The sequence below is a fragment of the Dietzia sp. DQ11-44 genome (assembly GCF_014145205.1).
In the GTDB taxonomy this organism is placed as follows: domain Bacteria; phylum Actinomycetota; class Actinomycetes; order Mycobacteriales; family Mycobacteriaceae; genus Dietzia; species Dietzia natronolimnaea.
Genome location: NZ_JAALEC010000127.1, coordinates 1 through 23376 on the forward strand (window position 1 = coordinate 1; position 23376 = coordinate 23376).

Consider the following 23376-nt stretch of genomic DNA (forward strand, 5'->3'; position numbering starts at 1 on the left):
CCTCGTCCGGATCCGCCGTCCCCACGGCACCCGGACACGGTGACCCCGTGGCCGGCCCGCGCGACCGGCCGGGGGACGGGACGGGGGGACTGGCGCGCGGCGTCACTCCGGACCGGCAGTCCCACGGTGGGCTCGATACGGACCGGTATGGCGCAGACCGATACGACGCGGACCGAATCGACGAGGCCTACCCACAGCCGGACGAGGCCACCCAGAAACGTCGCTGGCAGATCATGGCCGGCACCAGCGCGGCGGCCGTCGTGGTGATCGCGCTGTTGTCCGCGTGGCTACTCGGGGCGCTGGCCGGTGGCGGCGACGAGACCCCCCTGTCCCAGCAACTCGACGCGATCGAACGGGCCGCCCAGGCCAGCAGGTCCGCCGCGACCACCGAGCCCGCATCGGACGAGTCGGGCCCGGGGGAGACCGAGCCCACCCGTGAGGCACCGTCCACGCCCGTCACGGTCTCGGACGTCACCTCGTGGCAGCCCGTCGGGTCGGCGGGGGTCGCAGAGAACTCCTCGAGCGCCCCGAACGTCGCGGACGGTGACAGGTCGACCTCGTGGTCCACCGACACCTACCGCAACCAGCTCGGCGACGGCGGGGCCGCGTACAAGCCCGGGGTGGGCCTCCTGTTGACCCTCGACGGCGAGCAGGAGACCCGGCGCGTGGTGGTCCACTCGGACGACGACGGTGTGCGCTTCGAGGTCCGGGTCGCCGACAGTGCGTCCCCGGACTCTCTCGAGGACACCACCCTGCTCGGCGAGGGGACGATCCGGGACGGCTCGGGGACCGTGACGATCGACGAGCCCGAGGAGTCCCGGTACCTGATCGTGTGGTTCACCCGGCTCGGTACCTCCGGCCCCGAGTCGTACGCGGCGTCGATCAGCGAGATCCTTCTCACCCGGTGATCCGGCCCGGCCACGGCCGAGCCCTCCCGGCCGCATCGACGACGAGAGCGACGTCGCGAGCGAGGTCGCGAGCGAGGTCGAGCCGGCTGCCCGCTCCCGGGCCCGAGGTGACAGCCCCACGGCGGTCCCCGCCGCGTTAACGTCACCGCCGTGAACACCAGCGCCGTCGACGATCTCTCCACGGTCACGGGACGCTCCCCGCTCACCGCCGGGTCGCCCCTCACGGCCGGGTCCGCGCTCTCGGACGTCCAACTGCTCGACGCGCACATCGCCGGCGACCCGGACGCGTTCTCCGCCCTCGTCCGGCGCCACTACGACTACCTGTGGCGGCTGGCCATACGGACCTCCTTCAACCGTGAGGACGCCGCCGAGGCGCTCCAGGACGCCCTCATCTCGGCGTACCGGAAGGCCGACTCCTTCCGCCACGCCTGCCCCGTCCAGGGTTGGCTCTACCGCATCGTGGTCAACGCCTGCCTGGACAAGATGCGGTCACAACGCCTGCGCACCCACTCCGAGCTCACTCCCAGACTCCACGAGGAGATCTCGCTGCGGGACCACTTCTACCAGGACCCCGCCTACGCGATCATCGTCGCCGAGGCCCTGGCGGAGCTGCCCACCGACCAGCGGGACGCGGTCGTCGTCGTCGACATGCTGCGCTGCACGGTGGCCGAGGCGTGCCACCTGCTCAACGCCCGCCCCGGCACCATCAAGAGCCGGTGTTCGCGCGGGCGGGCCAAGCTCAGCGTGCTGCTCGCGGGGGTCACCCTCACCGACTGAGGGAACAACACCGACCCGCCGGGTGTTGTCGCCTTAGTAGATCCATCGATCGGCATAGTGGTTCCGCAGATCGTGTGGATCCGCAGATCGTCCCGGCCCACGTTCCCCACCCGCCAAGGAGTCCGAAGAACCCATGAGCGACACCCTCCACGACGTCATCATCGTCGGATCCGGCCCGGCCGGGTACACCGCCGCCATCTACTCCGCTCGGGCCGAGCTCAAGCCGGTGGTGTTCGAGGGTTCGCAGTTCGGCGGTGCGCTCATGACCACCACGGAGGTCGAGAACTTCCCGGGCTTCGCCGAGGGGATGATGGGCCCAGACCTGATGATGCAGATGCGGGAGCAGGCCGAGCGCTTCGGCGCCGACCTCCGCATGGAGGACGTCACCTCGATGGACCTGGCCGGCGAGGTCAAGATCGTCCGCGTGGGGGAGGAGGAGCACCGCGCCCGCGCCGTGATCCTCGCCATGGGCGCCGCCGCACGCTACCTCGGCGTCCCCGGCGAGCAGGAGTACCTCGGCCGTGGCGTGAGTTCCTGCGCCACCTGCGACGGATTCTTCTTCCGGGACAAGCCGATCGTCGTGGTGGGCGGCGGCGACTCCGCCATGGAGGAGGCCACCTTCCTCACCAAGTTCGGTTCCTCGGTGACCATCGTGCACCGGCGGGAGGAGTTCCGCGCCTCCAAGATCATGCTCGAACGGGCCAAGGAGAACGAGAAGATCTCGTTCGTCCTCAACACCACGGTCGACGAGGTGCTCTCGGGTGCCAGTGGATCGGTCGAGCGCCTCAAGCTGCGCAACACGGTCACCGGTGAGACGAGCGAACTCGAGACGGCCGCGATGTTCGTGGCGATCGGTCACGACCCGCGCTCCGAATTGGTCCGGGACCAGGTGGAGGTCGACGAGGACGGGTACGTCCTCACCGGCCAGACCACCGCGACCTCGATCCCGGGGGTCTTCGCCTGCGGCGACCTGGTGGACCACCGCTACCGGCAGGCCATCACGGCCGCCGGTTCGGGGTGCGCCGCCTCGATCGATTCCGAGCGTTGGCTCGCCGAGCAGGCCTGACCCCCACCGGGCGGACCCGATCCGCGCGGGCGGGACACCCGGGACGCCCACACCCCCACCCCGAAAGGACCCACCACAATGGCCGTGAACACCCCTAACATCATCGACGTGACCGAGGACGACTTCGCCGAGGCCGTGCTCGCCGCCAGCGGGTCGAAGCCCGTCCTGGTGGACTTCTGGGCCACGTGGTGCCGCCCCTGCACCATGATGGCGCCGGTCCTGGACGAGCTCGCCGGAGCCGAGTCCGACAAGCTCACGGTCGCCAAGGTCGACGTGGAGGCCAACCAGGAGCTCGCCGCCGAGTACCAGATCACCGCCATCCCGGCGATGCTGCTGTTCTCCGAGGGCAAGCCGGTCAAGCGCATCACCGGAGCGAAGTCCAAGTCGGCGCTGCGCACCGAGCTCGGGGACGTCCTCTAGACGCCCCGCCCACTCGGGTGCGCTCCGGGCACGTCCGCGCCGGAGGCGGTAAGTTCATCCGGGTACCCAGTCGAGTGGAGCGGAGGAGAACCATGGCGTGGCGACGCGGTGACCGTGGGCCCGAGGTGGCCTCGATCCGGGCGACCCTCGCGGGAATGGGCCTGTTGCACAACATCGAGTCCGTCGGGGTCACCGAACCCCAGACCGGATCGATCCTGGCCCGGACCGACGCCGTGTTCGACGCCGACCTGGAGACGGCCGTCCTGGCCTTCCAGCAGGCCCGTGGGCTCATCTCGGACGGCATCGTGGGTCCGTCGACCCAGGCGGCGCTCCATGACGCCACCCACGTCCTCGGGACCCGCGATCTCAGCTACATCGTCTCCAGGCCCATGGCGGGGGACGACGTGGCGCAGTTCCAGCGTCGGCTCGGGGAACTCGGTTTCTACGCGGGACTGGTCGACGGCACCTTCGGTCCCCTCACCCATGCCGCGGCGACGGACTTCCAGCGGGACTGCGGCCTGCCCGCGGACGGCGTCGTGGGAGCCGAGACCCTGGACACCCTGAACAGGTTCTCCACCCTGTTCAAGGGTGGGGACGTCTCCTCGCTGGTCGAGCGCGAGCGGGCGCGGACCTCCGGCCCGATGCTCGCCGGCAAGCGGATCGTCCTGGACCCCGGCCCCAGCGGTTCGGAGAACCCGATCCGCATGGACACCCCGCACGGAACCATCACGGATGCCGAGCTGCTCTGGGACATCACCCGGCGGTTGTCCGAGCGGATGAACCAGGCGGGGGTCGAGGTCTTCCTCTCCCGGCCGGAGGCGATGATCCCGACCGACCCCGAGCGCGCCGAGATCGCGAACGCCTTCAACGCCGATCTCATGATCTCGCTCCGCCTGGACCGGCATCCCAACCCGGTGGGCAACGGTGTCGCCACCTTCTACTTCGGCAACTCCCTGGGTGCCGAGTCGATGCTCGGGGAGGCGCTGTCCGGGTTCATCCAGCGCGAGATCGTCAGTCGCACCAGTCTCCGCGACTGTCGCACCCACGGGCGGAGCTGGCCCCTTCTCCGGATGACCCGGATGCCGTCCATCCAGATCGTCCTGGGGTACGCCTACAATCCCCGCGATCTCTCCATCCTCGGGGACCGCACCGCACAGGACACCATCATCGACTCCATCCTCGTGGGGGTGAAGCGCCTCTACCTACTCGACGAGGACGATCACCCCACCGGGTCGATGTCCGTCAACGAGCTGATCGACTACGAACAGCGTCAGCGGGACTGACGTCCCGCCCGCGGGTCCACCGTGTGCCGGGCGGTCGCCCCGGACAACACCCCCAGCCTCCTGGTGGCGAATCCCCGCTCCGCGAAGAGCTGATCGAGCGCCCTCTCGACGTCGGCCTTCCAGAGATGCTCACTCTCGATATCGAGTCGGAGTCTCGGATGGGTCTCGTGCTCGGCCACGACGGTGAACCCGTGCTCCACGAGGAAGCCGGTCGGAGCGATGCACGACTCCGAACCACACGTGTCACGTGACAGTACGTCCCCGGTGTCCCCGGACGTCACCCCGAAGGCCTCAATCGCCTTGATTCCGCGTCGGCGCAGATCCACCACCACCGCATCGAGGAGCGAGGTCAGCGCACCGCCGGGCGCCCCGTGCTCGATGCTCAACCCCGCCAGGAGGATGGCGTCCGAGCCCACCGGGGAGGTCGGGAAGCAGGCCGCACGCGGCACCATCCCGGGGGGCGCGTAGAACGCCGCCCCGGTCGAGCGGTCACCATAGCTGGCTATCTGACCACACACACCCCATTCCAGGGACACGTGGGAGATCCACGCCTCCTTCTCGAACTCGGGATCCCCCGGCTCGTCCTGGCCGACCTGCCCGTCAGTCTGCCAGTACACACATTTGCGAGCCCGGGGCCCGAGCTGGTCCACGGCGGAGAGGTCGAGCGGCCGGATCGAGTTCATCGCGGCGATCCGGGCGTCCCGCCCTCGAGTAGCGTCAGGACCCGGTTCAGGTCATCGGCGTCGCCCACGTCGATCGTGATGCGCCCCTTTCGCCGCCCCATGGTGACCGACACCGACGTCTCGAAGCGATCGGACAGTCGACCCGCCACCGCCTCCAACTCAGGATCCCGTCGGCGACCCTGTGGCGCGGGGGAGGGCCTCGACGCCGTACCGTCGCCCTCCCGGTTCAACAGTGTGACGATCTCCTCCGTGGCCCGGACCGACAGGCCCTCCGCCACGATTCGCGCTGCGAGCTCGTCCTGGGCGGGCGCCCCGGCCTCGAGGCCCAGCAGTGCTCGGGCATGGCCGGCGGACAGCACACCGGCCGCCACCCGGCGCTGGACAGCGGTCGGCAACTGGAGCAGACGGATGCTGTTGGTGATGGCCGGACGCGACCGACCGATCCGGGTCGCGAGCTCGGCCTGCGTCACGTCGAACTCCTCAAGGAGCTGTTGGTACGCCGCCGCCTCCTCGAGGGGATTGAGCTGGACCCGATGGATGTTCTCGAGAAGCGCGTCCCGGAGGAGATCCTCGTCGTCGGTCTGCCGCACGATCGCCGGGACCGTCGGGAGCTCGGCCCGTTGGCTCGCGCGCCAGCGTCGCTCGCCCATGATGAGCTGATATCGGCCGGCCGCGATCTCACGGACGACGATCGGCTGGAGGAGCCCGAACTCTTTGACGGAGTGAGCCAGCTCGGCCAGCGCCTCTTCGTCGAAATGGGTTCGGGGCTGTTTCGGGTTCGGCTCGATCGCCGACGGAGGGATCTCTCGATACACCGCGCCGGGATCCACGAGGTCGTCGGTTTCACGTGAAACATCGTCGTCCCTCGCACCGTCCGGACGGGGTGCCCGATCGGCGTCGTCGACGGAGACGTTGCTCGCTGCCGACATCCCCGGACCGCTGGACCTCGGCCTGGGGGGAGTGGTCCGCGGACCACCGCCCCTGGGACCCAGGATCACGTCGGCTGCATCACTGCCCAGACGTGGACCCTCGTCCGGCCCCGTGGGGATCAGGGCGGCGAGCCCCCGACCGAGACCACCCCTGCGTTGCTGACTCATCGACTCTCCTCCGTGCCGGTGGACACACGGTCGTCCTCCACGTGTGAGTGCAGTCGATCCGCGCGGCTGTTGAGCTCCTTCGCCGCGTCCAGGTACGCGAGAGCGCCGCGGGATCCGGCGTCGTACTGGAGGATGGTCATCCCGTACCCGGGAGCCTCCGACACCTTGACGCTCCTGGGGATGACGGTACGGAGCACCGTGTCACCGAAGTGGGTACGGACCTCGCCAGCGACCTGCTCTGCGAGCTTGGTCCGTCCGTCGTACATCGTCAGCATGATGGTGGAGATCTCCAACGACCGGTTGAGGTGCTGCTGGATCAACTCGACATTGCGCAGCAACTGGCCGACCCCTTCGAGCGCGTAGTACTCGCACTGGATAGGGATCAGCACCTCACTCGCCGCCACCATCGCGTTCACCGTGAGCAGTCCCAACGAGGGGGGACAGTCGATCAGGACATAGTCAATGCCCAACGACACGAGGTCCTCGCTGTTGAGCACCTCGGCGAGCCGATGCTCCCGGTGGTCGAGGCCCACCAATTCGATCTCGGATCCCGCGAGATCGATCGTCGCCGGGATACAGAACAGACGCTCGGCATGGGGACTGCTCTGCATGAGGTCTTCCAGGGCGTGCTCCCACATGAGGAGCTCGTAGCTCGACGGGGTTCCCTCCCGGTGATCCACTCCGAGCGCGGTGCTGGCGTTGCCCTGCGGGTCCATGTCGATCACCAGGACACCGAGACCACCGAGGGCGAGAGACGCCGCAAGATTGACCGTCGAGGTGGTCTTACCCACCCCACCCTTCTGGTTGGCGATGGTGATGATCCGCGGATGCGGGGGTCTCGGCAACGCGGGGGCGTCGCCGTGGAGTACCTCGTTCGCCTGCCGTGCGGCCGCGAAGATCGGGGTCTCGTCTTCGGACATCCGTCACCTTTCAACTACCTGTCAGAGCAACTCAGCGCATCGTCCCGATGCCCCTGCCGCCAGTGTTTCACGTGAAACCGACATCGCCCGCTGCGATTCCGACGGACATCACCGATGCCGTGAACCGCGTGCGCGAGAGCGGGAGCCACGGCTACCCACTCTAGTCGCGAGCGTCGCAATGACCAGCCTCGTCTTCTCCGCATCCGGTGCGGACACGACCTCGACGCGCGCACCATCGAAGCCCAGTTTCCGGAGGGCTCGCTCGTCTCGTTCGATCTCGTCCGCGGCGGAGGCCCCCTTCAGCGCCACCATCCGACCACCCGGTCTGAGCAACGGCGCAGACCATCCGGCGAGCCGCGAGAGCGGAGCGACGGCCCGCGACGTCACCACGTCAGCGCCGCCGGCGTCTGCGATCACGTCCTTCTCCTCGGCACGACCGCGCACGACACGAACATCCAGTCCCAGTTGGTCGACCACCTCGAGCAGAAAGGTCGACCGACGGAGGAGGGGCTCGACCAGAGTGATGCGGAGATCGGGCCGGGCAAGCGCGAGCGGGATGCCCGGTAGGCCGGCGCCGCTGCCGATGTCGACCACCGACTCGTTCTCCATGAAGCCGACGGCGGCCGCCGCACTGTTGAGTACATGGCGGTCCCACAGCCGCGGGCGCTCGCGTGGTCCCATCAGTCCCCGCTCCAGACCGGCGGTCGCGAGGATCTCCACGTACCTGACCGCGAGGGGGAGGCGGTCGCCGAACACTGAACCCGCGCCGGTGGGAGGTTCCGGGGGAGTCTCGACCATTGACGTCTCACTCGTATCGTCCCGGGCGTCATCGCTTGTGGACGCATCGACCGCGTCACGTGTCGTTTCGTGCCCTGTGTCCTCGTTCATGTCACCGTCGTCCTCTTCCGGCGCTCATCGCCTCTGGTTTCACGTGAAACATCCCCCGAATAACATCGATGTAAGTCGCCGTGTCCGCACCACGCTCAACCCCTACATGACGCCGGGGGCGCGGGCTCCACGCCCGCGCCCCCGTTCGTCTCGCTGTCCGGCACTCGAACCGGCTCGGTCAGGCCGGCAGCTCGGTCAGGTCGGCAGGACCACGACCCGCCGATTCGGCTCGGCCCCGGTCGAGTCCGAGGACACTCCCTCGATCTCCGCTATCGCATCGTGGATGACCTTCCGCTCGAACGGGGTCATCGGCTCGAGCTCCTCGGGTTCGCCGGACTCGAGCACCCGCAGTGCGGCCACCCGACCGGCCTCGGTCAACGCCTCGCGTTTGGCAGCGCGCCACCCGGAGATGTCCAACATCAACCGGCTGCGATCTCCCAGCTCCTGCTGAACGGCCAACCGGGTCAGTTCCTGCACGGCGTCGAGAACCGCACCGTCGGAACCCACGAGGCGATCCAGATCCTCGCTCCCGTCGATGCTGACGATCGCACGATCGCCCTCGACATCCAGATCTATGTCCCCGTCGAAGTCCAGGATGTCCAAGAGCTGCTCGAGATAGTCACCGGCCACCTCGCCCTCCTCGACAAGACGCTCCTCCGACACCTCGATGTTCTTCTTCGACATGGATCTGCCTCCGTCATCGCCGCCGATCGCCGCGCCCGTCCTGGCCGGCGAGTACTCACCCCAAGTATGGGACAAGGTCCCCGATGCCGGGGCATCGGGGACCTTGTCGGTGGTCTGACTGACCTGCGGTCAGCGTTTACGCTTCTTCTTCTTGCCCTTACCGCTTCCCCCGCCGCTCTTCTGTGCGGGGCGCGTCCGTTGACCGCCCGGCTGCTGAGGTCTCTGACCCGGCCGAGGAGCCGCGCCCGGAGAGGGCGCGGGAGCGACCGCCGGGGCGGCGTCCGGGTCGTCGTCGTCATCCGACGTCACACCGGCCACCGTCTCCTGGGAGGCCACGGCGGTACCTGTCGGGGCACCCCGGCCCCTCTTGGGGTTGACGGGCTTCACGCCGACCCGCGGGGCGAGGGACTTCTGCTCCTCACGGCGCTTGAGGGCGGCCACGTCGTCCTCCTTGGCCATCTTCTCGAAGAGGTAGTACTGCTGGCCGAGGGTCCACAGGTTGTTGGTGACCATGTAGACGAGGATCGCCATCGGCCAGAACGCGCCGGTGACCAGGATGCCGATGGGGAAGGCCCACAGCATCAACTGGTTCATGATCTTGGCCTGCGGGTTGGCCGCGGCCTCAGGCGACTGGCGGGACAGCGAGATCCTGGCGTTGAGGTGCGTGGTGACCGCCGAGACGATCATCAGCGGGATGGCCACGATGATGATGTTCCAGCGCTCGAAGTCCAGTGCCGCCCCGGGGTCGACGAACGCCTGGAACTGCTCGATCGGCTGGGAGATGAACGACGACAGGGGAGCGCCGAACAGCCGCGCGTCCAGGAAGCTCTGGACCTCGTCCGCGTTGAAGACGTAGTTGCCGGTGTTCCGCGTCTCCTCCGCGCTCATACCGAGCGCACCGAAGTTGTTGCCCATCCGGTTGAAGGACCGGAGCACATGGAACAGACCCAGGAAGACGGGGATCTGGATGAACATCGGCAGACAACCGAGGACCGGATTGAACCCCTCGGACTTCTGGAGCTTGCGCGTCTCGGTGGCGAGCTTCTCGCGATCGTTCTTGTACCGCTTCTGCAGCTCCTTCATCCGCGGCTGCATCTCCTGCATCTTCCGCGAGAAGCGGATCTGCTTGGCCGCCGGCCAGAACAGCAGGATGCGGAGGGTGACCACGAGGAAGATCACGGAGAGCGCCCAGATGGCGCCGTTGGAGTCGGGTGACTCCACCCAGGGAAGAAAGCCCCCGAGGAACGCGAAGATCTTGTGCCAGAACCAGAGGATCCCGGAGATCGGGTAGTAGACCAGAGGGTCGGTGATGAACGACATCGGTGGTGGAGTCCTAGCTTCGTTCGGAGTTGTCGGGATGCTCGTGGGGATGATCCGCGGGATGGTCCGGGGCTCGCGGTTCGGCGGAACGGGGTTCGGCGGAACGGGGTTCCGGGACCGGATCCCACCCGCCGGGAGTCCAGGGACCACACCTCAACAACCGCCACACCGAGAGCCACGTCCCGTACCAGGCGCCGTGCACTCGAACGGCCTCGACCGCGTAACTGCTGCAGGTGGGTTCGAACCGACAGCTCGGTGGGGTCAGGGGCGAGATCCCCTTCTGGTAGAAGTCGAGCATCCACAGAAGGACCCGGGCCACGGGGCCGTGGCGGCCCTCGGTCATGACCGCTCCTCACGAGCACGCGGCACCGCGGAGGACAGACCGGAACGCATATCGCGGACCAGATCGTCATGGGAGGCCGCCGCAGAGGCCGGATTGGCCCTGACCACGATCAGGAGATCGGGATCGAGCTCCGCCAGCAACTCGGCGGCGATATGACGAAGCCGCCGGCTGACACGGTGGCGGGTCACCGAGTCACCGACGGCTTTGCTGACGACCAGGCCGAAACGAGGACCGCCCACGCGGACGTCCGAAGAGTCCACGTGGGCGTGTACGACCATCGTCCGGCGGCCCTTCCTCGCACCCCTCCGCACCACCGCCGCGAAGTCAGCGGAACGGTGGAGCCGGTGGGTCCTGGGAAGCACCCGCCACCCCGGCCCGGATCAGGCCGTCAACGAGGCGCGGCCCTTACGGCGGCGAGCGCCGACAATGCCGCGACCGGCGCGCGTGCGCATCCGGAGACGGAAGCCGTGCACCTTGGCACGACGACGGTTGTTCGGCTGGTAGGTCCGCTTGCCCTTGGCCATGACTGGCTCCTCACGTGAAGTAGGCGCCACTCGTGCGCCCGATCGAGTTCCTGATGTCGTCGAAACACCACTGACGGGCGGTACCACGACGCGCCGCACGCCTCACGGGCGCGCGACAGACTGCTCAAGATTACGCGCACGATGGCCTCGCCACCAAACCGTGTAATCACATCCGCACCATCGGTACCACCCTGCAGGCCACGGCAACACGCCGGGACGCCGGATGCTTGACATCCGCCCTCCAGTTGATCTTGAGGGTTGCCCACGAGTTCACGGTGTTGTTACGGTCATTCATCATCGAGCCCCACCCGGGCCGCCTAACGTAATCACGACGCAGCAGACCCCACCCTCACGCACTGGAGACCGAACCCGCCACCGCGGGGCCGGTCTATCTTCCACAGCTGTGGACAACCATGTGGATACCGCGTTGGACCTGGGTCGGAGCCTGTGGATAGAGTGTGGTGCCCGGCCGGGCCGAGAGGGTCGGCCACCCGGAACCGCTTCACACCGACGAGAGGAGACCGCCCACCGTGTCTCCTGACCTCGAACACGTGTGGAGCGCGGTCCTCGACAAGCTGACCGACCCGTCTCTGGCCAGCGATGACAATCCCGCGTTGTCCCGCCAGCAGCAGGCCTGGTTGCGTCTCGTCCAACCGATCGCCGTGGTCAACGGGTTCGCGATGCTCGCCGCGCCGTCCGCGTTCGCCCGGGACAACATCGAGTCGATCCTGCGCGGGCCGATCACCCGCGCGCTCAGTTCCCAACTCGGGGAGCCCGTCGATCTGGCGGTCAAGGTCGACACCTCCCTCGCCGGCCGGCACCACCACTCCGATGCCGACGATCCCCGGATCGACGTCGACGAGATACACCGACCCGAGCCGGAGGCCTCCCATCCACCGGCCACCTCGCGCCCGGTCCGCATGACCGAGGAGCAGATCGCGGCCGAACGACTGCTGCACGGCAGCGACCGCGACGAGGCCCTGTCGGCGGCGACCGCGCCTGGACTCAACGAGCGGTACACGTTCAGCGCGTTCGTCCAGGGGAACTCCAACCGGTTCGCCCGAGCGGCGGCGCTCGCAGTCGCGGAGGCCCCGGCGCGCGCCTACAACCCGCTGTTCATCTGGGGCGAGTCGGGGCTCGGCAAGACACACCTGCTCCACGCGATCGGGCACTACTCCCTGAGGATGTACTCCGAACAGAAGGTCAAGTACGTCTCGACCGAGGAGTTCACCAACGACTTCATCAACTCCGTCCGCGACGGCCGCCAGAACATGTTCAAGAAGCGGTACCGCGAGGCCGACATCCTCCTGGTCGACGACATCCAGTTCCTCATCGGCAAGGAGCAGGTGCAGGAGGAGTTCTTCCACACCTTCAACACGATCCACAACGCCCAGAAGCAGATCGTCATCTCCTCCGATCGGCCCCCCAAGCAGCTCCAGCCCCTCGAGGACAGGCTGCGTACCCGCTTCGAGTGGGGTCTCATCACGGACATCCAGCCGCCCGAGCTCGAGACGCGAATCGCGATCATCGACAAGAAGGCCAAGTCGGAGAACTACGTGGTCCCCCGCGATGTCCTGGAGCTGATCGCCACACGCGTGCAGCGCAACATCCGCGAGCTCGAGGGTGCGCTGATCAGGGTCGTCGCGTTCGCCTCCCTCAACGGACACGAGATCGACGTCCCGTTGGCCGAGGTGGTCCTGCGCGACGTGGTCTCGGACGACGATTCCCTCCAGATCTCGGCCGCGACGATCATGGCGGTGACCGCGGAGTTCTTCTCCACCAGCATCGACGAGCTCTGCGGGACGTCGAAGACCCGGTCTCTCTCCCGCGCCCGCCAGATCGCGATGTACCTCTGTCGAGAGCTCACGGACCTCTCGCTACCCAAGATCGGCGTCACCTTCGGCGGCAAGGACCACACCACGGTCATGTACGCCCAGCGGAAGATCCTCAAGGAGATCAAGGACGACCGGCGCATGTACGACCAGATCCAGGAGCTCACCGCCCGGATCAAGGAACGCTCGCGGTCTCTCTGACGGCTCTCCGACCCGTCCCCCCGGCCGCACACCCACGCGATCCCTCTGCTGCTCCTGCGGCGGCTCGTCCGTGCGCTCGCCGATGCCTTCGTCCATGCCCTCGTCGGGCCGGACCGCTCGGTTCCGCGTGGCTCCTCGTCGGGCCGCCCCCCGAGTGGCCCGGCGCCGCACACGCCCGCCCCACGGACCACCCCCGGTTCTCGAGAGTCGGAGTCGTGTGACCGTTCCGACATGTAAATGTGACCCCCCTCATACCATGTGCCACACCCTTCACACCTGTGGACAACTCTGTGGGTTCCTGTGGACCGGCGGTGGACAGACGGTGGACCGAAATCTGTGATTCCACCCGCGCCGCTCGCAAGTCACAAGATGAGCCGATTCGGTCCACAGCCACAATCGCACCCTGAACTGCGTAGACAGGCGTCGGCTCACAATTTCACAGGACCTACTACTACTACTTATCTCTCTAGAGAGTTCTTGTAAGAAGTAGGTATGTGGAACGGCGAGCCTGCTTGACCGGGTTACAGGACTCCGTGTTCCCGCTGTCGGCGGGAGCGGTTACTCTCATGGAGATGATCCGGCGGACCCCGTCGGACGCCAGAGAACGCCCGAGACCGCAGCCGCGAACAGACCACTCGTCCAGATACCGGCGGTACGCGCCCCGCCCAGAAAGAGGTCACCGATGGAGATCACGGATCCGACGTTCCGCGTCACCCGCGAGGACTTCGCCGATTCGGTGGCCTGGGTGGCGCGGACCCTTCCGTCACGACCGTCGGTCCCGATCCTCGGCGGGGTTCTCCTCGAGGCGGACTCCGGTCTGACCATCTCGGGTTTCGACTACGAGACCTCCGCGCAGGTCTCCGTCCCGGCCGAGGTGTCCGAGCCGGGGAGCACCCTGGTGTCCGGTCGGTTGTTAGCCGACATCGCCCGCGCGCTCCCGGACCGTCCGGTCGAGGTCACGGTGAGCGCCCAGAAGATGTACATCAACTGCGGCACCGCCAAGTTCACCCTGCCCACGATGCCGGTCGAGGACTACCCGCAGCTGCCGGCGATGCCCGGGGTGACCGGATCGGCCGCGGTCGACGCGTTCTCCGAGGCCGTGGCCCAGGTCGCCGTGGCGGCCGGCAAGGACGACACGCTCCCGATGCTCACCGGCATCCGGATGGAGATCGAGGGACCCCGGGTCACCCTCATCGCGACCGACCGGTTCCGCCTGGCCATCCGCGATCTGGAGTGGGAACCCGCTCGCGAGGACGTGGCCGTGGAGGTCCTGATCCCGGCCAAGACGTTGTCCGACGTGACCCGGTCGGCGGGCCAGGGTGGGCGTGTCGACCTCAGCCTGGGCGCGGGCTCGGAGGTCGGGGCGGACGGCATCATGGGCGTGCTGGTCTCCGGGCAGCGCACCACGACGCGGCTCCTCGACGCCGAGTTCCCCAAGGTCCGCCAGCTGCTGCCGACCCAACACACCTCGATGGCGGTCGTCCAGGTCGACGCGCTGGTGCAGGCCATCAAGCGCGTCGCGCTGGTCGCGGACCGGGGAGTGCAGGTCCGGATGACGTTCTCCGACGGCGAGTTGGCGCTCTCCGCGGGCGGGGATGACGCGGCCCAGGCCTCGGAGACCCTCCCCGTCGACTTCCTCGGTGAGCCCCTGACCATCGCGTTCAACCCCGGTTACCTGTTGGACGGGCTCGGCAGCATGCACTCGGCGCGCGTCGCGTTCGGGTTCACCCAGGCCAGCCGTCCCGCGGTCCTGCGTCCCGCTCCCGAGGAACTGCCCTCCCCGGACGCCGACGGCGCGATCGCCCCCGTCGACTCGAACCACACCTACCTGCTCATGCCGGTCCGCCTGCCGGGCTGACCCGGCTCTCCCGAAGCCGCCCGGCATGCACCTGCGTCACCTCAGGCTCCTGGATTTCCGATCCTGGCCTCTGCTCGAGCTGGAGCTGGAGCCCGGGGTGACCACACTGGTGGGGCGCAACGGTCACGGGAAGACGAACGTCCTCGAGGCCGTCGGGGTGCTGGCCACCCTGAGATCGCACCGGGTCGCAGCCGAGGCACCGATGATCCGCACGGGCGCGGAGACGGCCATGATCGCCGCCCTCGCCCACAACGCCGGACGTGAACTCACCGTGGAGCTGGCCCTCAACTCGGGGCGGCCCAACCGGGCGCGGCTCAACACCTCGCCCTGCCGCCGCCTCGGCGACATCCTCGGCGTCGTGCAATCCGTGCTCTTCGCACCCGAGGACCTGGCCCTGGTCCGAGGGGAGCCGGCCGAGCGTCGCAGACTGCTCGACGAGCTCCTGGTCCAACGTCGGCCCGCCCACGGGGGCGACCTCGCCGAGTACTCCTCCGTTCTCCGACAGCGGTCGGCCCTCCTCAAATCCGCCTCCGGCGTGCTCCGGCGCGGGAGGGGGGAGGAGGCGGAGGCGGCCCTGGACACGCTCGACGTGTGGGACGGTCGTCTCGCCCAACTCGGGGCGAGGATCGTCGCGGGGCGCGTCCTCCTGCTCGAGGAGTTGCGACCACTGGTCGTCGATGCCTATCGCGGTCTGGCGCCGGAGTCCCGTCCGGCCGATCTCGCGTACCGGTTCCGGGTCGGCGCCGCACCGGAGGAGTCCGAGTTGGCCGACCCCGAGCTCGTCGAGGCTGTCCTGCTCGCCGAGCTCGGGAGGAGACGCCAGGACGAGATCGACCGGGGGATGTCCCTCGTCGGACCTCACCGGGACGATGTGGTCCTGTCGCTCGGTGACGAGCCCGCCAAAGGGTTCGCCAGCCACGGCGAGACCTGGTCGTTCGCCCTCGCCCTGCGCCTCGGATCGCTCGAACTCTTCCGGGCGGACGGCATCGAGCCCGTCCTGCTCCTGGACGACGTGTTCGCCGAACTCGACCGCCACCGCCGTGCCGCCCTCGCGGCGGCGGCGACCGGCGTCGAACAGGTCCTGGTGACCGCGGCGGTCGGCGAGGACGTCCCGGACGGATTGCGGGGGGTCCGTCATGACGTGGTGATGACGGGGGAGGGCGCGGGTCGTCACTCGGACATCACGGTGTCGCGCCGCCCCGCCGGACGTCACGACGAGGTTGCCGGACGTCACGACGAGGTTATGGACGACGACCATAACGACGGAGACGACGACACCGCACCCTCGACCAGGGAGGTCCACAGGTGACCGACGATCAGCGGAGGGATCCGATAACACCGTCCGACCCGCCACAACGCGGTTATGACATCGCGAGGCAGGCCCTCGAGGAGGCACGCACACGGGCTCGTGCGGACGGCAAACAGGTCGGTCGCGGGCGGACCGGTCCGGTGGGAGGCGGGAAGCGGCTGCGCAAACGTGGCTGGACCGGGTCGGGTGCCGACCCCTGGGATCCCCAGCCGCTCGGGCGACTCGTCGGCCAGGTCGCCAAGAGACGGGGTTGGGACGACAAGGTCACCACCGGTCGGCTGTTCGCGGAGTGGGACCGCATCGTCGGCGAGGACATGTCCGCGCACGCCACCCCGGAGCGACTCGAGGAGGGCGTGCTGTACGTCCGCGCCTCCAGCACCGCGTGGGCGACCCAACTCCGGCTCGTGGCGGCCGACATCCTCCGCAAGATCGCCGCGGCCATGGGACCGGGTCACGTGCGTCGCCTCAAGATCGAGGGCCCCGAGAAACCCAGTTGGCGGAAGGGTCCGTTGCACGTGTCCGGTCGTGGGCCGCGGGACACCTACGGCTGAGGGGCGGAGCCACCCGGGTGGCCATCGGGCCCGTCCTGGCGAGCCCGGGGGCCGCGCGCGGGTTGTCGCAGGTAGACTGGGCCGGTCCCAGACCCCCGAGACGCGAGGAGTTCGCACGTGGCGGACGCCAAGAGCAAGGCCAGCAAGAAGGGCACGAACGACTACGGTGCGTCATCGATCACCGTTCTCGAAGGACTCGAGGCCGTCCGGCTGCGTCCGGGTATGTACATCGGCTCCACAGGGACGCGCGGTCTGCACCACCTGATCTGGGAGGTGGTGGACAACTCGATCGACGAGGCAATGGCCGGCCACGCGACCGGTGTCAAGGTGACCTTGCTGGAGGACGGCGGCGTCGAGGTGATCGACGACGGCCGTGGCATCCCCGTCGAGATGCACGAGCAGGGCATGCCCACCGTGCAGGTCGTCATGACCCAGCTGCACGCGGGCGGCAAGTTCGACTCCGACTCCTACGCGGTCTCCGGTGGTCTCCACGGCGTGGGCATCTCGGTGGTCAACGCGCTGTCGACGCGGGTCGAGGTGCAGATCAAGCGGGACGGACGCCTGTGGCAGCAGAACTTCAACATGGCCGTCCCCGAGGAGCTCGTCGACGCCGGGCCCGCCGAGGGAACCGGCACCAGGGTCCGCTTCTGGGCTGACGGGTCGATCTTCGAGTCCACCGAGTACGACTTCGACGTGGTGGCCCGTCGCCTCCAGGAGATGGCGTTCCTCAACAAGGGCCTGACCATCACCCTGACCGATCGACGGTCCCGGGCGGAACAGGCAGCGGAGCTCGACGCGATCGCGGACAGCGAGGGTCGCGGATCCGACTCCGCGCCCGGTTCCGACGAGGGGTCGGACATCGAGCACGCCGTGGACGCGGAGCAGGCCTTCGTCGAGGGCGCCGTCGAGACCACCGAGCCCGCCGAGCCGGTCAAGGTCCGTGAGCGCAAGCGCACCTTCCACTACCCGGACGGCCTCAAGGACTACGTCACCGCGATCAACAAGTCCAAGACGGCGATCCACCAGACGATCCTCTACTTCGAGGGCAAGGGCACGGGCCACGAGGTCGAGGTCGCGATGCAGTGGAACTCCGGGTACTCGGAGTCGGTCCACACCTTCGCCAACACGATCAACACCCATGAGGGCGGCACCCACGAGGAGGGCTTCCGCGCCGCGCTGACCTCACTGGTGAACAAGTACGCCCGCGACAAGAAGCTGCTCAAGGAGAAGGACCCCAACCTCACGGGTGACGACATCCGCGAGGGCCTCGCCGCGGTGATCTCGGCCAAGATCTCCGACCCCCAGTTCGAGGGTCAGACCAAGACGAAGCTGGGCAACACCGAGGTCAAGGGCTTCATCCAGCGGCAGGTCTCGGAGCACGTCGGTCACTGGTTCGAGGCCAACCCGGCCGAGGCCAGGGTGATCGTCAACAAGGGCATCGCCTCGAGCCAGGCCCGCGTCGCCGCCCGCAAGGCCCGCGAGATGGTCCGCCGCAAGTCGGCGACCGATATCGGCGGGCTCCCCGGGAAGCTGGCCGACTGTCGCTCCAAGGACCCGGCCAAGTCCGAGTTGTACATCGTGGAGGGCGACTCCGCCGGCGGCTCGGCCAAGTCCGGTCGGGACTCGATGTTCCAGGCGATCCTGCCGCTGCGCGGGAAGATCATCAACGTCGAGAAGTCCCGGATCGACAAGGTCCTCAAGAACACGGAGGTCCAGGCGATCATCACCGCCCTGGGCACGGGTATCCACGAGGAGTTCGATCTCGAGAAGCTGCGCTACCACAAGATCGTGTTGATGGCCGACGCCGACGTCGACGGTCAGCACATCTCGACGCTCCTGCTCACCCTCCTTTTCCGGTTCATGAAGCCGCTGGTGGAGAACGGGAACGTCTACCTGGCGCAGCCGCCGCTGTACAAGCTCAAGTGGGGCAAGGGCGAGCCCGACTTCGCGTACTCGGACCGCGAGCGCGACGAGCTCCTCAAGATCGGTCTGGAGAAGAAGCGCAAGATCAACGTCGAGGACGGGATCCAGCGCTACAAGGGTCTCGGTGAGATGAACCCCAAGGAGCTGTGGGAGACCACCATGGATCCGACGGTGCGCACCCTCCGGTTGGTCACGCTCGACGACGCCGCGGCCGCCGACGAGTTGTTCTCGATCCTCATGGGCGAGGACGTCGACGCGCGCCGCAACTTCATCACCCGCAACGCGCGGGACGTCCGCTTCCTCGACGTGTGATCCGCGCCCCCGGTCGGCGGGCATCTCGCAGGGAGGGCAGCGGTATCGCCCGCGAGATACCCGCCGACCCGTGGGCTACAGGCTCCCGCAGTCGTTCGGCGCGGGTTCTCCCGCGAGCCGGCGGGTGACGAAGTCCAGGGCCGCCGGGAAGTTGGTCACGGCCGCCGCGGCGTGCGTCACGCCGGCGACGGGCGGGGTCGTCTCATAACGGAAGTGCACGGCCGTTCCCTGTTCGCACCAGTCCCGGCCGAGCTGCTCGACCTGACCGAGCGGGATGATGTCGTCGTTGACACCCCCGGCGACCATCACCGGGACCTCGGGTCGGAGTCGGCCGATCCGCTGGTGATCGAGGACCCGCAAGGCCTCGGGCTCGGAGCGGATCAGCTCTCCGAGGCTGCGGCCCGAGTGGGTCCACTCGTTGGTGGTGCGCATCCCGTACGCCGAGCGCAGGTCGAGGGTGCACAGGCCGGCGATGTCTGCGAGCGCGGCCCGACCGGCGCCGTTGACCTGCCTGTCGACCACCTGCTGGACGGCGGGGAAGCGCTCGGACATGCCGTTGATGGCGTACCCGATCGCACCGGTGAGCGTGGAGCCGTCGATGTGGTCGAGCACCGCCAGCAGATCCGCCGGGGGAGCGGACGCGTAGGCCGCGCGCAGGTCGACGTCCGGGGCGTACACGGGGGCGAGCTCGGCAGCGGCCGCGGAGGCACCTCCACCCTGGGAGTGACCCCAGAACACCACGGGAGCGTCCCCGCTCAGAGCGCGGGCGGCCCGGGCACCGTCCAGCATGGCGTGGGCCTGCTCCACCCGGTCGGAATAGGTGTGCACGCCGGGCGTGCCGAGCCCGATGTAGTCGATCACCATCACCCGGAAGCCCTGGGCGGCCAGGACCAGCGCGAACGCCTGCTCATATGAGGGCACCGCGCCCCCGGTCTGCGGGTTCACGCCGAGCGCCGTCTCAAGATTCCGGGACGGGGCACACGCATCGCCCTGACCCTGCGTACCGGGCCCGATCACGATGGTGGGTCGTGGACCGGGACCGTTCCACGGTGCGGTCGAGTCGTACAGCGCGCCGGATGTGGCCACGGGTCGACCGTCGACGTCGAGGGTCTGGTAGACGGCCCGCTGAGCCATCGCCGGCAGTGGGGAGGGAAGCGGAGGCAGTCCGGGGACGGACACCGCGAGCGGTAGGTCGGCCGGTTGCGCACGGAGGACGGCGCCCGGGGACGAGGGTGCGAGGCCCCGGGTGTCGTAGAAACCGCCCGGTTGGTCGAACTGGACGCTGTCCCTGTTCGGGGGCGCCGGGGTCGACGGCTGGGCGCCGGCGATCGCGGGCAGCCCGCTGACGAGCACGAAGACCGACGTCGCGGCCACCGCGGTGAGACGACGACTCCGGCGGGCGGACTGACGGGAGAGGCGCGACATGACTGAAATGTTACGTGCGTCACATCATCTGGGCACGGGAATCCGTCGAGACGGCCGGAGACCAGGCGACCCGAGACCAGGCGACCCGAGACCGGGCGAGCGGACAGGGTCAGCGAGGACCGGGTCCGGGAGCGGTGACGCCCGGAGGACCCTGCGACGCACGCGGTCGAGGACCCGTTCCATTCGCAGATAATAGGGTGCCCGAGGCGTGCCCTCGAACCCGTTTCCCCAGGACCTATAGACTGGGCGGGTCGTACGGTCGCCGTCAGAGCACGCGCGTGCCCGCGACATCGTCTGCGAGAGAAGCCAGCGCGACGAGGAACCGAAGAGGAGCCCATGACGGACACGACGTTGCCGCCCGACGCCGGGGGACACGACCGCATCGAACCGGTCGACATCCAGGCGGAGATGCAGAGAAGCTACATCGACTACTCGATGAGCGTCATCGTCGGGCGGGCCCTCCCGGACGTCCGGGACGGGCTCAAGCCCGTCCACCGTCGCATTCTCTACGCGATGTGGGACAACGGCTACCGGCCCGACCGTAGCTACGTGAAGTCCGCGAAGCCCGTCGCCGACACCATGGGCAACTACCACCCGCACGGTGACTCGGCCATCTACGACACCCTGGTCCGTCTGGCCCAGCCGTGGGCGATGCGCTACCCGATGGTCGACGGCCAGGGGAACTTCGGTTCGCGCGGCAACGACGGTGCGGCCGCGATGCGCTACACCGAGTGCAAGATGACCCCGCTCGCCATGGAGATGGTGCGGGACATCGACAAGAACACGGTCGATTTTCAGCCCAACTACGACGGCAAGACGTCCGAACCGGTCGTTCTGCCGTCCCGGGTACCGAACCTGCTGATCAACGGCTCCAGTGGCATCGCGGTGGGAATGGCCACCAAGATGCCGCCGCACAACCTCCGCGAGGTCGCCGAGGCCGTCTACTGGGTTCTGGAGAACCCGGACGCCGGGGACGACGAGGCGCTCGACGCCTGCATGGGCTTCATCAAGGGGCCGGACTTCCCGACCCACGGGTTCATCGTCGGGGACCAGGGCATCAAGGACGCCTACACCACCGGGCGCGGTTCGATCCGGATGCGCGGCAAGACCTCCATCGAGGAGGACGGCAACCGCACCGTCATCGTGATCACCGAGCTGCCCTACGAGGTCAACCCGGACAACATGATCCTGTCGATCGCCGAGCAGCTGCGCGACGGCAAGATCGCCGGCATCTCCAAGATCGACGACGAGTCGTCCGACCGTGTGGGACTGCGGATCGTCATCACGCTCAAGCGCGACGCCGTGGCCAAGGTCGTCCTCAACAACCTCTACAAGCACTCGCAGCTGCAGACGTCGTTCGGCGCCAACATGCTGTCGATCGTCGACGGCGTGCCGCGCACGCTCCCGATCCACCAGCTGGTGCGGCTGTACGTCACGCATCAGATCGAGGTCATCGTCCGGCGCACCCAGTACCTGCTGGACGAGGCCGAGCGGCGGGCCCACATCCTGCGCGGGCTGGTCAAGGCGCTCGACGCTCTCGACGAGGTCATCGCGCTCATCCGTCGGTCGCAGACCGTCGACATCGCCCGCGAGGGTCTCAAGGACCTCCTCGACATCGACGACGACCAGGCCCAGGCCATCCTCGACATGCAGCTCCGCCGCCTCGCGGCCCTGGAGCGGCAGAAGATCGTGGACCAGCTCGCCGCCATCGAGCTCGAGATCGCCGACTACAAGGACATCCTGGCCAAGCCCGAGCGGCAGCGGGCGATCGTCGGAGACGAACTCCGCGAGATCGTCGAGAAGTACGGCGACGACCGACGCACCGTGATCATCCCGGCCGACGGCGACGTCACCGACGAGGACCTGATCGCCCGCGAGGACGTCGTCGTCACCATCACGGAGACGGGTTACGCCAAGCGGACCCGCACGGATCTCTACCGCGCCCAGAAGCGGGGCGGCAAGGGTGTGCGGGGCGCGGAGCTCAAGCAGGACGACATCGTCCGGCACTTCTTCGTCTCCTCCACGCACGACTGGCTGCTGTTCTTCACGACCAAGGGCCGGGTCTACCGCGTCAAGGCCTACGAGCTGCCCGAGGCCAGCCGCACCGCGCGGGGCCAGCACGTGGCCAACCTCCTCGCGTTCCAGCCGGAGGAGCGGATCGCCGGGGTCATCCGGATCAAGGGGTACCAGGACGCCCCGTACCTGGTCCTGGCCACCAGCAACGGCCTGGTCAAGAAGTCCCGTCTCGAGGACTACGACTCGCCTCGCTCGGGCGGTCTCATCGCGGTCAACCTCCGCGACGGCGACGAGCTCGTCGGTGCCGCCCTCGCCGGCCCCGAGGACGACCTCCTCCTGGTCTCCGAGAAGGGACAGTCGATCCGGTTCCACGCCAACGACGACACGCTCCGCCCGATGGGCCGTGCGACGTCCGGTGTCATGGGGATGCGGTTCAACGACGGCGACGCCCTGCTCAGCATGTCGGTGGTCCGTTCGGAGATGGACGAGAACCAGCTCTTCCTGCTGGTGGCCACCGAGCGCGGGTACTCCAAGCGCACCGCGCTGGCCGAGTACGCCGCCCAGGGCCGGGGCGGCAAGGGCGTGCTCACGCTCATGTTCGATCCCAAGCGCGGCAAGCTCGTGGGTGCGACGATCGTGGAGTTGCAGGACGAGCTCTACGCCATCACGTCCAGCGGTGGCGTGATCCGCACGTTCGCCAAGCAGGTGCGCAAGGCGGGCCGGCAGACCAAGGGCGTGCGCCTGATGAACCTCGCCGAGGGTGACTCGCTGCTGGCGATCGCCCGCAACGCCGACGAGCCCGACGACGACGACCGGCTCGACGCCGGGTCCGACAAGGAGTAGAAGGCGATGACCGAGCCGAGCGACGGACCCGAGAGCGGCCCGGCACCCAAGGGTTCCACCCCTGCGCCGGGCTTCGGCGGGTCGGCCAGCTCCACGACCGGGGCGGAGTCCCCCGCCGTGGAGACCACCCCCGACGACGCGACCGCGACCGCGTCGTTCCCCGCGGCGACCCAGCACCGCGCCGAGGGACTGC

Annotated in this window: 20 protein-coding genes and 2 pseudogenes; 12 read left to right on the top strand and 10 right to left on the bottom strand. The window is 68.3% G+C overall.

All coding sequences use genetic code 11. From position 1 onward, the window contains the following. The 5 genes and pseudogenes from G6018_RS03890 to G6018_RS03910 all read left to right on the top strand — a co-directional run. A pseudogene (locus tag G6018_RS03890) lies at nt 1-908 on the top strand (hypothetical protein); the annotation flags it as partial. 150 nt (nt 909-1058) lie between these two features. Next, a complete protein-coding gene (sigM, locus tag G6018_RS03895; protein ID WP_182638800.1) occupies nt 1059-1685 on the top strand; it encodes an RNA polymerase sigma factor SigM in 627 nt (208 codons plus the stop codon). A gap of 133 nt (nt 1686-1818) precedes the next feature. Next, nucleotides 1819-2751 (top strand): thioredoxin-disulfide reductase, encoded by a 933-nt coding sequence (gene trxB, locus G6018_RS03900; protein ID WP_179523999.1) that lies wholly within the window; start codon nt 1819-1821, stop codon nt 2749-2751. Nucleotides 2752-2829: 78 nt separating this feature from the next. Further along, a complete protein-coding gene (gene trxA, locus G6018_RS03905) occupies nt 2830-3171 on the top strand; it encodes a thioredoxin (protein WP_179524000.1) in 342 nt (113 codons plus the stop codon). 92 nt (nt 3172-3263) lie between these two features. Beyond that, complete coding sequence (locus tag G6018_RS03910; protein ID WP_179524001.1) at nt 3264-4454, top strand: N-acetylmuramoyl-L-alanine amidase; 1191 nt, start codon at nt 3264-3266, stop codon at nt 4452-4454. On the opposite strand, the gene G6018_RS03915 is transcribed toward G6018_RS03910, so the two are convergent. The 9 genes from G6018_RS03915 to rpmH all read right to left on the bottom strand — a co-directional run bounded on the left by G6018_RS03915 (nt 4442) and on the right by rpmH (nt 10913). Then, nucleotides 4442-5137, bottom strand: coding sequence for a hypothetical protein (locus G6018_RS03915; protein WP_182609581.1), 696 nt, complete (start codon nt 5135-5137; stop codon nt 4442-4444). The genes G6018_RS03910 and G6018_RS03915 overlap by 13 nt on opposite strands. After that, entirely contained in the window at nt 5134-6234 is a 1101-nt protein-coding gene (locus tag G6018_RS03920; protein ID WP_182609580.1) for a ParB/RepB/Spo0J family partition protein, read from the bottom strand. The genes G6018_RS03915 and G6018_RS03920 overlap by 4 nt, the downstream gene beginning before the upstream one ends. Beyond that, nucleotides 6231-7154, bottom strand: a complete 924-nt coding sequence (locus tag G6018_RS03925) for a ParA family protein (protein ID WP_179524004.1) — start codon at nt 7152-7154, stop codon at nt 6231-6233. Before G6018_RS03925 ends, G6018_RS03920 begins: the two co-directional genes overlap by 4 nt. A gap of 108 nt (nt 7155-7262) precedes the next feature. Continuing rightward, entirely contained in the window at nt 7263-7952 is a 690-nt protein-coding gene (gene rsmG, locus G6018_RS03930) for a 16S rRNA (guanine(527)-N(7))-methyltransferase RsmG (protein WP_241731003.1), read from the bottom strand. 285 nt (nt 7953-8237) lie between these two features. Further along, a complete protein-coding gene (locus tag G6018_RS03935; protein ID WP_179524006.1) occupies nt 8238-8726 on the bottom strand; it encodes a R3H domain-containing nucleic acid-binding protein in 489 nt (162 codons plus the stop codon). Between the two features lie 129 nt (nt 8727-8855). Next, complete coding sequence (yidC, locus tag G6018_RS03940) at nt 8856-10046, bottom strand: membrane protein insertase YidC (RefSeq protein ID WP_182609577.1); 1191 nt, start codon at nt 10044-10046, stop codon at nt 8856-8858. Between the two features lie 13 nt (nt 10047-10059). Beyond that, nucleotides 10060-10389, bottom strand: a complete 330-nt coding sequence (gene yidD, locus G6018_RS03945) for a membrane protein insertion efficiency factor YidD (RefSeq protein WP_182638802.1) — start codon at nt 10387-10389, stop codon at nt 10060-10062. After that, nucleotides 10386-10751, bottom strand: a complete 366-nt coding sequence (rnpA, locus tag G6018_RS03950) for a ribonuclease P protein component (RefSeq protein WP_182609575.1) — start codon at nt 10749-10751, stop codon at nt 10386-10388. Before rnpA ends, yidD begins: the two co-directional genes overlap by 4 nt. A gap of 18 nt (nt 10752-10769) precedes the next feature. Next, entirely contained in the window at nt 10770-10913 is a 144-nt protein-coding gene (rpmH, locus tag G6018_RS03955; protein ID WP_179524010.1) for a 50S ribosomal protein L34, read from the bottom strand. A gap of 551 nt (nt 10914-11464) precedes the next feature. On the opposite strand from rpmH, the gene dnaA reads away from it, so the two are divergent. The 5 genes from dnaA to gyrB all read left to right on the top strand — a co-directional run bounded on the left by dnaA (nt 11465) and on the right by gyrB (nt 18899). After that, nucleotides 11465-12946: a chromosomal replication initiator protein DnaA gene (dnaA, locus tag G6018_RS03960; protein WP_259844122.1), complete on the top strand. Its 1482-nt coding sequence runs from the start codon at nt 11465-11467 to the stop codon at nt 12944-12946. Nucleotides 12947-13628: 682 nt separating this feature from the next. Next, entirely contained in the window at nt 13629-14804 is a 1176-nt protein-coding gene (gene dnaN / locus G6018_RS03965; RefSeq protein ID WP_182609574.1) for a DNA polymerase III subunit beta, read from the top strand. A gap of 25 nt (nt 14805-14829) precedes the next feature. Continuing rightward, nucleotides 14830-16113: a DNA replication/repair protein RecF gene (gene recF / locus G6018_RS03970; RefSeq protein ID WP_241731002.1), complete on the top strand. Its 1284-nt coding sequence runs from the start codon at nt 14830-14832 to the stop codon at nt 16111-16113. Further along, nucleotides 16110-16664, top strand: coding sequence for a DciA family protein (locus tag G6018_RS03975; protein ID WP_179524013.1), 555 nt, complete (start codon nt 16110-16112; stop codon nt 16662-16664). The genes recF and G6018_RS03975 overlap by 4 nt, the downstream gene beginning before the upstream one ends. 117 nt (nt 16665-16781) lie before the next feature. Beyond that, nucleotides 16782-18899 (top strand): DNA topoisomerase (ATP-hydrolyzing) subunit B, encoded by a 2118-nt coding sequence (gene gyrB, locus G6018_RS03980; RefSeq protein ID WP_179524014.1) that lies wholly within the window; start codon nt 16782-16784, stop codon nt 18897-18899. Between the two features lie 75 nt (nt 18900-18974). Here the strand turns inward: gyrB and G6018_RS03985 are convergent, their stop codons facing one another. Continuing rightward, nucleotides 18975-20324 (bottom strand): alpha/beta fold hydrolase, encoded by a 1350-nt coding sequence (locus G6018_RS03985; RefSeq protein ID WP_182638804.1) that lies wholly within the window; start codon nt 20322-20324, stop codon nt 18975-18977. A 336-nt stretch (nt 20325-20660) separates the two neighbouring features. On the opposite strand from G6018_RS03985, the gene gyrA reads away from it, so the two are divergent. Together gyrA and G6018_RS03995 are read left to right on the top strand one after the other, a co-directional pair. Further along, a complete protein-coding gene (gyrA, locus tag G6018_RS03990) occupies nt 20661-23183 on the top strand; it encodes a DNA gyrase subunit A (RefSeq protein ID WP_182638806.1) in 2523 nt (840 codons plus the stop codon). 6 nt (nt 23184-23189) lie between these two features. Next, nucleotides 23190-23376 (top strand): annotated as a pseudogene (locus G6018_RS03995) (DUF3566 domain-containing protein); the annotation flags it as partial.

What these genes read in the sequence shown, in the direction of transcription:
- trxB (WP_179523999.1), top strand. Translation starts at nt 1,819, where the DNA reads ATGAGCGACACCCTCCACGACGTCATCATCGTCGGATCCGGCCCGGCC.
- trxA (WP_179524000.1), top strand. Translation starts at nt 2,830, where the DNA reads ATGGCCGTGAACACCCCTAACATCATCGACGTGACCGAGGACGACTTC.
- G6018_RS03910 (WP_179524001.1), top strand. Translation starts at nt 3,264, where the DNA reads ATGGCGTGGCGACGCGGTGACCGTGGGCCCGAGGTGGCCTCGATCCGG.
- G6018_RS03915 (WP_182609581.1), bottom strand. Translation starts at nt 5,137, where the DNA reads ATGAACTCGATCCGGCCGCTCGACCTCTCCGCCGTGGACCAGCTCGGG.
- G6018_RS03920 (WP_182609580.1), bottom strand. Translation starts at nt 6,234, where the DNA reads ATGAGTCAGCAACGCAGGGGTGGTCTCGGTCGGGGGCTCGCCGCCCTG.
- G6018_RS03925 (WP_179524004.1), bottom strand. Translation starts at nt 7,154, where the DNA reads ATGTCCGAAGACGAGACCCCGATCTTCGCGGCCGCACGGCAGGCGAAC.
- rsmG (WP_241731003.1), bottom strand. Translation starts at nt 7,952, where the DNA reads ATGGTCGAGACTCCCCCGGAACCTCCCACCGGCGCGGGTTCAGTGTTC.
- G6018_RS03935 (WP_179524006.1), bottom strand. Translation starts at nt 8,726, where the DNA reads ATGTCGAAGAAGAACATCGAGGTGTCGGAGGAGCGTCTTGTCGAGGAG.
- yidC (WP_182609577.1), bottom strand. Translation starts at nt 10,046, where the DNA reads ATGTCGTTCATCACCGACCCTCTGGTCTACTACCCGATCTCCGGGATC.
- yidD (WP_182638802.1), bottom strand. Translation starts at nt 10,389, where the DNA reads ATGACCGAGGGCCGCCACGGCCCCGTGGCCCGGGTCCTTCTGTGGATG.
- rpmH (WP_179524010.1), bottom strand. Translation starts at nt 10,913, where the DNA reads ATGGCCAAGGGCAAGCGGACCTACCAGCCGAACAACCGTCGTCGTGCC.
- dnaN (WP_182609574.1), top strand. Translation starts at nt 13,629, where the DNA reads ATGGAGATCACGGATCCGACGTTCCGCGTCACCCGCGAGGACTTCGCC.
- recF (WP_241731002.1), top strand. Translation starts at nt 14,830, where the DNA reads ATGCACCTGCGTCACCTCAGGCTCCTGGATTTCCGATCCTGGCCTCTG.
- G6018_RS03985 (WP_182638804.1), bottom strand. Translation starts at nt 20,324, where the DNA reads ATGTCGCGCCTCTCCCGTCAGTCCGCCCGCCGGAGTCGTCGTCTCACC.
- gyrA (WP_182638806.1), top strand. Translation starts at nt 20,661, where the DNA reads ATGACGGACACGACGTTGCCGCCCGACGCCGGGGGACACGACCGCATC.